The sequence below is a fragment of the Streptococcus pseudopneumoniae genome (assembly GCF_001074975.1).
Classification (GTDB): Bacteria; Bacillota; Bacilli; order Lactobacillales; family Streptococcaceae; genus Streptococcus; species Streptococcus pseudopneumoniae_D.
In genome coordinates, this window is sequence record NZ_JUUO01000012.1 from 1 (window position 1) to 7,876 (window position 7,876).

9 protein-coding genes are annotated in these 7,876 nt (G+C 42.8%); 8 read left to right on the top strand and 1 reads right to left on the bottom strand.

Annotated features, from left to right (window positions below; genetic code table 11):
• Nucleotides 1–227: 227 nt before the first annotated feature.
• Nucleotides 228–1,223, top strand: a complete 996-nt coding sequence (cbpF, locus tag ADI86_RS00675; protein ID WP_049531370.1) for a choline-binding protein CbpF — start codon at nucleotides 228–230, stop codon at nucleotides 1,221–1,223.
• 120 nt (nucleotides 1,224–1,343) lie between these two features.
• Here the strand turns inward: cbpF and ADI86_RS12160 are convergent, their stop codons facing one another.
• On the bottom strand, nucleotides 1,344–1,502 hold the full coding sequence (locus ADI86_RS12160; protein ID WP_241486534.1) for a hypothetical protein: 159 nt from the start codon (nucleotides 1,500–1,502) through the stop codon (nucleotides 1,344–1,346).
• 39 nt (nucleotides 1,503–1,541) lie between these two features.
• Here ADI86_RS12160 and mvk point away from each other — a divergent pair, with 39 nt between their 5' ends.
• From mvk to ADI86_RS00710, 7 genes are all read left to right on the top strand, one after another.
• Nucleotides 1,542–2,420 carry a mevalonate kinase gene (gene mvk / locus ADI86_RS00680; protein WP_049531371.1) on the top strand — a complete coding sequence of 293 codons (879 nt, stop codon included), beginning with the start codon at nucleotides 1,542–1,544 and terminating at the stop codon, nucleotides 2,418–2,420.
• Nucleotides 2,402–3,355 (top strand): diphosphomevalonate decarboxylase, encoded by a 954-nt coding sequence (gene mvaD / locus ADI86_RS00685; protein ID WP_049531372.1) that lies wholly within the window; start codon nucleotides 2,402–2,404, stop codon nucleotides 3,353–3,355. The genes mvk and mvaD overlap by 19 nt, the downstream gene beginning before the upstream one ends.
• Nucleotides 3,342–4,349: a phosphomevalonate kinase gene (locus tag ADI86_RS00690; protein ID WP_049531373.1), complete on the top strand. Its 1,008-nt coding sequence runs from the start codon at nucleotides 3,342–3,344 to the stop codon at nucleotides 4,347–4,349. Before mvaD ends, ADI86_RS00690 begins: the two co-directional genes overlap by 14 nt.
• Nucleotides 4,333–5,343, top strand: coding sequence for a type 2 isopentenyl-diphosphate Delta-isomerase (fni, locus tag ADI86_RS00695; protein ID WP_049531374.1), 1,011 nt, complete (start codon nucleotides 4,333–4,335; stop codon nucleotides 5,341–5,343). The genes ADI86_RS00690 and fni overlap by 17 nt, the downstream gene beginning before the upstream one ends.
• Before the next feature lie 76 nt (nucleotides 5,344–5,419).
• Entirely contained in the window at nucleotides 5,420–6,118 is a 699-nt protein-coding gene (gene liaF / locus ADI86_RS00700) for a cell wall-active antibiotics response protein LiaF (protein WP_049531375.1), read from the top strand.
• Nucleotides 6,115–7,110, top strand: coding sequence for a sensor histidine kinase (locus tag ADI86_RS00705; protein WP_049531376.1), 996 nt, complete (start codon nucleotides 6,115–6,117; stop codon nucleotides 7,108–7,110). The genes liaF and ADI86_RS00705 overlap by 4 nt, the downstream gene beginning before the upstream one ends.
• 13 nt (nucleotides 7,111–7,123) lie before the next feature.
• Nucleotides 7,124–7,756, top strand: coding sequence for a response regulator (locus ADI86_RS00710; protein WP_049531377.1), 633 nt, complete (start codon nucleotides 7,124–7,126; stop codon nucleotides 7,754–7,756).
• Nucleotides 7,757–7,876: the final 120 nt, after the last annotated feature.

Consider the following 7,876-nt stretch of genomic DNA (forward strand, 5'->3'; position numbering starts at 1 on the left):
TAAGGGAAGTCCCCAATATCTTTGAATGTTTAGAGTGCTTTTTTAAAACTAAATGACTATAAAATATGAACAAATTGATTAGGGAAATCAGATTAATTTCTAAAAATATTTTCAAAACCAAAGTGTACTGCAGTTTCTATTTTTAAAATGTTATTACATTATTTCAAAGCCTTCATATTGACATACAATTTAATTTTTAATATAATTCTTGCAGGAGGATACGTCTAATGAAAATAATAAAAAAATTGATGCAAATTGCATTAGCAGTCTTTTTCTTTGGTCTGTTAGCGACAAGTGTAGTATTGGCGGATGATGCTGATTCAGAAGGCTGGCAATTTGTCCAAGAAAATGGTAGAACCTACTACAAGAAGGGGGAACTCAAAGAAACCTACTGGCGAGTGATTGATGGTAAGTACTATTATTTTGATCCTTTATCTAGAGAGATGGTTGTCGGCTGGCAATATATACCTGCTCCACACAAAGGAGTTACGATTGGCTCTGGTCCAAGGCAAGATGTTGCTTTTAGACCAGATTGGTTTTACTTTGGTCAAGATGGGGTACTACAAGAATTTGTTGGTAAGCAAGTTTTAGAAGCAAAAACTGCTACAAATACCAACAAACATCATGGGGAACAATATGATAGTCCAGCAGAGAAACGAGTCTATTATTTTAAAGACCAACGAAGTTATCACACTTTAAAGACTGGTTGGGTTCGTGATGAGGGACACTGGTATTATTTACAGGAGGATGGTGACTTTGATGCCCGCATCAACAGATTGACTGTTGGGGAGCTAGCACGTGGTTGGACCAATGATAACTCAACTTGGTACTACCTAGATCCAACAACCGCTGCAATGCAAACTGATTGGAAACAACTTGGCAACAAGTGGTACTACCTCCGTTCATCAGGGGCTATGGCGACTGGATGGTATCAGGAAGGCTCAACTTGGTATTATCTAGATGCTCAAAATGGTGATATGAAAACTGGTTGGCAAAACCTTGGTAACAACTGGTACTACCTTCGTTCGTCAGGTGCTATGGCAACTGGCTGGTATCAAGATGGTTCAACTTGGTACTATCTAAATGCAAGTAATGGAGCTATGGCAACAGGTTGGTTCCAGGTCAATGGAAAATGGTACTACGCTTATAGCTCAGGTGCTTTGGCAGTGAATACGACCGTAGATGGCTATTCTGTCAATTATAATGGCGAATGTGTTCAATAATGAAAGAGGCGATTGTGAAGGAAACAATCGCTTTTTTTGTGAAAATATAATAAAATAGATAGGAGAGAATAAATACTTGTATGAAAAAATAATACTCTTCGAAAATCTCTTCAAATCACGTCAGCGTCGCCTTGGATTATATATGTGACTGACTCCGTCAGTCTTATCTACATCCTCAAAGCAGTGCTTTGAGCTGACTTCGTCAGTTCTATCCACAACCTCAAAACGATGTTTTGAGAAGCCTGCGGCTAGCTTCCTAGTTTGCTTTTTGATTTTCATTGAGTATAAGACGGCTTTTTCGTCTAGTAAAAGGAAAATATGACAAAAAAAGTTGGTGTCGGTCAGGCACATAGTAAGATTATTTTAATAGGGGAGCATGCGGTCGTTTACGGTTATCCTGCTATTTCACTGCCTCTTATAGAGGTGGAGGTGACTTGTAAGGTGGTCCCTGCTGAAAGTCCATGGCGCCTCTATGAGGAAGATACCTTGTCCATGGCAGTGTATGCCTCGCTTGAGCATCTAAATATCAAGGATGCTTGTATTCGTTGTCAGATTGACTCAGCTATTCCTGAAAAACGGGGCATGGGCTCGTCAGCAGCTATCAGCATAGCAGCCATTCGTGCGGTATTTGACTACTATCAGGCAAATTTACCTCATGATGTACTAGAAATCTTGGTCAATCGGGCTGAGATGATTGCCCATATGAATCCTAGTGGTTTGGATGCCAAGACCTGTCTCAGTGACCGGCCTATTCGCTTTATTAAGAATGTAGGATTTACAGAGCTTGAGATGGACTTATTCGCCTATTTGGTCATTGCCGATACGGGCGTTTATGGTCATACTCGTGAAGCTATCCAAGTGGTTCAAAATAAGGGAAAGGATGCCCTGCCGTTTTTACATTCCTTGGGGGAATTGACCCAGCAGGCAGAAGATGCGATTTCACAAAAAGATGCTAAAGAACTGGGACAAATCCTCAGTCAAGCGCATTTACATTTAAAAGAAATTGGTGTCAGTAGCCCTGAGGCAGACTCTTTGGTTGAAACGGCTCTTAGCCATGGTGCTCTGGGTTCCAAGATGAGCGGTGGTGGGCTAGGAGGCTGTATCATAGCCTTGGCAGCCGATTTAACACAAGCTCAAGAACTAGCAGAAAGATTAGAAGAGAAAGGAGCTGTTCAGACATGGATAGAGAGCCTGTAACAGTGCGTTCCTACGCAAATATTGCCATTATCAAATATTGGGGGAAGAAAGCAGAAAAAGAGATGGTTCCTGCGACTAGCAGTATCTCGTTAACTCTAGAAAATATGTTTACTGAAACAACCTTATCTCCTTTACCAGCAGATGCAAAGGCAGATGAATTTTATATCAATGAACAATTGCAAAATGAAGCAGAGCATGCCAAAATGCGTAAAATCATTGATCGCTACCGCCCTGAAGGAGCAGGTTTTGTTCGTATCGATACTCAAAACAATATGCCTACCGCGGCGGGTCTGTCCTCAAGTTCTAGTGGTTTGTCCGCCTTGGTCAAGGCTTGTAATGCCTATTTCAAGCTTGGTTTGACTCGGAGCCAGTTAGCGCAGGAAGCCAAGTTTGCCTCAGGATCTTCTTCTCGAAGTTTTTATGGACCACTCGGTGCCTGGGATAAGGATAGTGGGGAAATTTATCCTGTAGAGACAGACTTGAAACTAGCTATGATTATGTTGGTGCTAGAAGACAAGAAAAAACCAATCTCTAGTCGTGATGGGATGAAACTTTGTGTGGAGACCTCGACGACCTTTGATGACTGGGTGCTTCAGTCTGAGCAAGACTATCAGGATATGCTGGTATATCTCAAAGAGAATGACTTTGCCAAGGTTGGGGAATTAACGGAGAAAAATGCCCTGGCTATGCACACTACGACTAAAACAGCATCACCAGCCTTTTCTTATCTGACGGATGCCTCTTATGAAGCCATGGACTTTGTCCGCCAGCTCCGTGAGCAAGGAGAATCCTGTTACTTTACCATGGATGCTGGTCCCAATGTCAAGGTACTTTGTCAGGAGAAAGACTTGGAGCATTTATCAGAAATCTTAGGTCAACGTTATCGCTTGATTGTGTCAAAAACAAAGGATTTGAGTCAAGATGATTGCTGTTAAAACTTGCGGAAAGCTCTATTGGGCAGGTGAATATGCTATTTTAGAACCAGGGCAGTTGGCCTTGATAAAGGCTATTCCTATCTATATGAAGGGACAGATTGCTTTTTCTGATAGTTACCGTATTTACTCAGATATGTTTGATTTCGCAGTGGACTTGACACCAAATCCTGACTATAGCTTGATTCAAGAAACGATTGCTTTAGTGGAAGATTTCCTGACTTATCGAGGTCAAACTTTAAGACCTTTTTCTCTAGAGATTCGAGGAAAAATGGAACGAGAAGGGAAAAAGTTTGGTCTAGGCTCTAGCGGTAGCGTCGTTGTCTTGGTTATCAAGGCCCTACTGGCTCTGTATAATCTTTCGGTTGATCAGAATCTCTTGTTCAAGTTGGCCAGTGCTGTCTTACTCAAGCGAGGAGACAATGGTTCCATGGGAGACCTTGCCTGTATTGTGGCAGAGGATTTGGTTGTCTACCAGTCATTTGATCGCCAGAAGGTGGCTGCTTGGTTGGAAGAAGAAAAATTGGCGACAGTTCTGGAGCGTGATTGGGGCTTTTCCATCTCACAAGTGCAACCAGCCCTAGAATGTGATTTCCTAGTGGGATGGACCAAGGAAGTGGCTGTGTCTAGTGATATGGTCCAGCAAATTAAACAAAACATCAATCAGAATTTTTTAAATTCATCAAAAGAAACGGTGGTTTCTTTGGTAGAAGCCTTGGAGCAGGGGAATGCAGACAAAATCATCGAGCAAGTAGAAGTAGCCAGCAAGCTCCTAGAAGGCTTGAGCGCAGATATTTACACGTCTTCGCTCAGACAACTGAAAGAAGCCAGTCAAGATTTACAGGCTGTTGCCAAGAGTAGTGGCGCTGGTGGCGGTGACTGTGGGATTGCCTTGAGTTTTGATGCGCAGTCAACTGAAACCTTAAAAAATCGTTGGGCCGATCTGGGGATTGAGCTCTTATATCAAGAAAGGATAGGACATGACGACAAATCGTAAGGACGAGCATATCCGCTATGCCCTTGAGCAGAAAAGTTCCTATAATAGCTTTGATGAGGTGGAGTTAATCCACTCTTCGCTACCACTCTATGACCTAGATGAGATTGATTTGTCTACAGAATTTGCAGGTCGCAAGTGGGACTTTCCTTTTTATATAAATGCTATGACGGGTGGAAGCGATAAGGGAAGAGAAATCAATCAAAAGTTGGCTCAAGTAGCGGAAGCCTGTGGGATTTTATTTGTAACGGGTTCCTATAGCGCAGCCCTCAAAGATCCAACAGATGCCTCTTTTTCTGTCAAGTCTAGTTATCCAAATCTCCTCCTTGGAACCAATATTGGATTGGACAAGCCTGTCGAGTTAGGACTTCAGACAGTAGAAGAGATGAAACCTCTTCTCCTGCAAGTGCATGTCAATGTCATGCAGGAATTGCTCATGCCTGAGGGAGAAAGAAAGTTCAGAAGCTGGCAATCGCATCTAGCAGACTACAGCAAGCAAATCTCCGTTCCTATTGTCCTGAAGGAAGTGGGCTTTGGAATGGATGTCAAGACCATCGAGAGAGCTTATGAACTGGGTGTTCGTACAGTGGACCTCTCGGGTCGTGGTGGTACCAGTTTTGCCTATATCGAAAACCGTCGCAGTGGCCAACGTGATTACCTCAATCAATGGGGGCAGTCCACCATGCAAGCTCTTCTCAATGCCCAAGACTGGAAAGACAAGGTCGAACTCTTGGTCAGTGGAGGCGTTCGCAATCCGCTGGATATGATTAAGTGCTTGGTCTTTGGTGCCAAGGCTGTAGGCCTGTCTCGAACAGTTCTAGAGTTGGTTGAAACATACAGAGTTGAAGAAGTGATTAGTATCATCCAAGGCTGGAAAGATGATTTACGCCTCATTATGTGTGCTCTTAATTGTGCCACCATAGCAGATTTACAAAAGGTAGACTATCTTCTTTATGGAAAATTAAAAGAAGCAAATGATCAGATGAAAAAGGCGTAACCACCGCCTTTTTTCCATCTTCAGACCGAGGTGACTTTTTTGAATTGTGATAAAATAGAAGGGAGAGGATAAACCTATGAGAAAATTTCAAATCTTTTTATTTATCGAAGCCTGTCTTTTGACAGGAGCTCTGATTTTGATGGTATCAGAGCATTTTTCGCGTTTTCTGCTGATTCTATTCCTCTTTTTGCTTTTGATTCGCTATTACACTGGTAAAGAGGGCAATAACCTTCTTTTAGTGGTGGCAACCATTCTCTTCTTTTTCATCGTCATGCTCAATCCTTTTGTGATTCTAGCTATTTTTGTTGCGGTCATCTATAGCCTCTTTCTTCTTTATCCGATGATGAACCAGGAAAAAGAGCAGACCAATTTGGTGTTTGAAGAGGTGGTAACGGTTAAGAAGGAGAAAAATCGTTGGTTTGGAAATCTCCATCATTTTTCAAGTTACCAGACTTGCCAGTTTGATGATATCAATCTCTTTCGCCTCATGGGCAAGGACACTATTCATCTGGAGAGGGTCATTCTAACCAATCATGACAATGTCATTATCCTCAGAAAGATGATAGGAACGACCAAAATCATTGTGCCTGTAGATGTGGAAGTCAGTCTCAGCGTTAACTGTCTCTATGGAGATTTGACTTTTTTCAATCAGCCCAAGCGTGCTCTCCGCAATGAACACTATCATCAGGAAACGAGAGATTATCTCAAGAGTAACAAGAGCGTCAAGATTCTCTTGACCACTATGATTGGCGATGTGGAGGTGGTCAGAGGATGAAAAAACAAGCCTATGTAATGATTGCTCTCACCTCCATCCTGTTTGTCTTATTTCTGTCCCACAGCTTGATGGAAATCCTTGACTTTGACTGGTCTATTTTCTTGCACGATGTTGAAAAAACAGAAAAATTTGTTTTTTTGTTATTGGTCTTCAGTATGTCCATGACCTTTCTCTTGGTCCTGTTTTGGCGAGGTATTGAAGAGCTTTCTCTAAGAAAAATGCAGACTAATCTCAAGCGTTTATTGGCAGGGCAAGAAGTGGTTCAGGTTGCAGATCCAGATTTGGATGCCAGTTTGAAGTCCTTGTCAGGTAAACTTAACCTCTTGACAGAAGCGCTTCAAAAAGCAGAAAATCAGAGTCTTGCTCAGGAAGAGGAAATCATCGAGAAAGAACGGAAGCGCATTGCTCGGGATTTACATGATACAGTCAGTCAGGAGTTGTTTGCGGCTCACATGATTTTGTCAGGTGTAAGTCAGCAGGCTTTGAAATTGGATAGAGAAAAGATGCAGACCCAGTTGCAGAGTGTCACGGCTATTTTAGAAACTGCCCAGAAGGATTTGCGGGTTTTACTCTTACATTTGAGACCAGTTGAACTGGAGCAGAAGAGTCTGGTTGAAGGGATTCAAATCCTCTTAAAAGAGCTTGAGGACAAGAGTGATCTCAAGGTTAGTTTCAAGCAAAATGTAACGAAATTGCCCAAGAAAATCGAGGAGCATATCTTCCGCATTTTGCAGGAGTTGATTAGCAATACACTTCGCCATGCCCAGGCCTCTTGCTTGGATGTCTATCTCTATCAGACAGATGTTGAATTGCAGCTGAAGGTGGTGGACAATGGGATTGGTTTCCAGTTAGGGAACTTAGACGACTTGAGTTATGGACTCCGCAATATCAAGGAGCGGGTTGAAGATATGGCAGGGACGGTTCAGTTATTGACAGCTCCCAAGCAAGGGCTGGCGGTTGATATCCGTATTCCCCTGCTCGATAAGGAATGATAAAGGAGTAGAGATGAGAATTTTACTGGTAGATGACCATGAAATGGTCCGATTGGGCTTGAAAAGCTACTTTGACCTCCAAGACGATGTAGAAGTTGTGGGCGAGGCTGCAAATGGGTCTCAAGGTATTGAGTTAGCCTTGGAATTGCGTCCGGATGTCATTGTCATGGATATTGTCATGCCTGAGATGAATGGAATTGACGCGACCTTGGCCCTCCTAAAAGAATGGCCTGAAGCCAAGATTTTGATAGTGACATCTTATCTAGACAATGAAAAAATTATGCCTGTCTTGAACGCTGGTGCTAGGGGTTATATGCTCAAGACTTCTAGCGCAGACGAACTACTCCATGCCGTCCGTAAGGTGGCTGCTGGCGAGCTGGCTATTGAGCAAGAGGTCAGCAAGAAGGTCGAATACCACCGCAATCGCATAGAACTACATGAGGACTTGACTGCGCGTGAGCGAGATGTACTTCAACTGATTGCTAAGGGCTACGAAAATCAGCGCATCGCTGATGAACTCTTCATCTCTCTCAAGACGGTCAAGACCCACGTGTCCAACATCCTAGCCAAGCTTGAGGTCAGTGATCGCACTCAAGCTGCGGTCTATGCCTTTCAGCATCACTTGGTGGGGCATGAGGAGTTTTAATAGATATGCAAAAATAATATTGGAGAAATGGCTGAACTTAGTATCAAAGAAGCAAGAGGGTAACTTCTAAAACTAACTTCCAGTTTCTCACCACCTAGCATTTAGTATGAGAAAAACGCG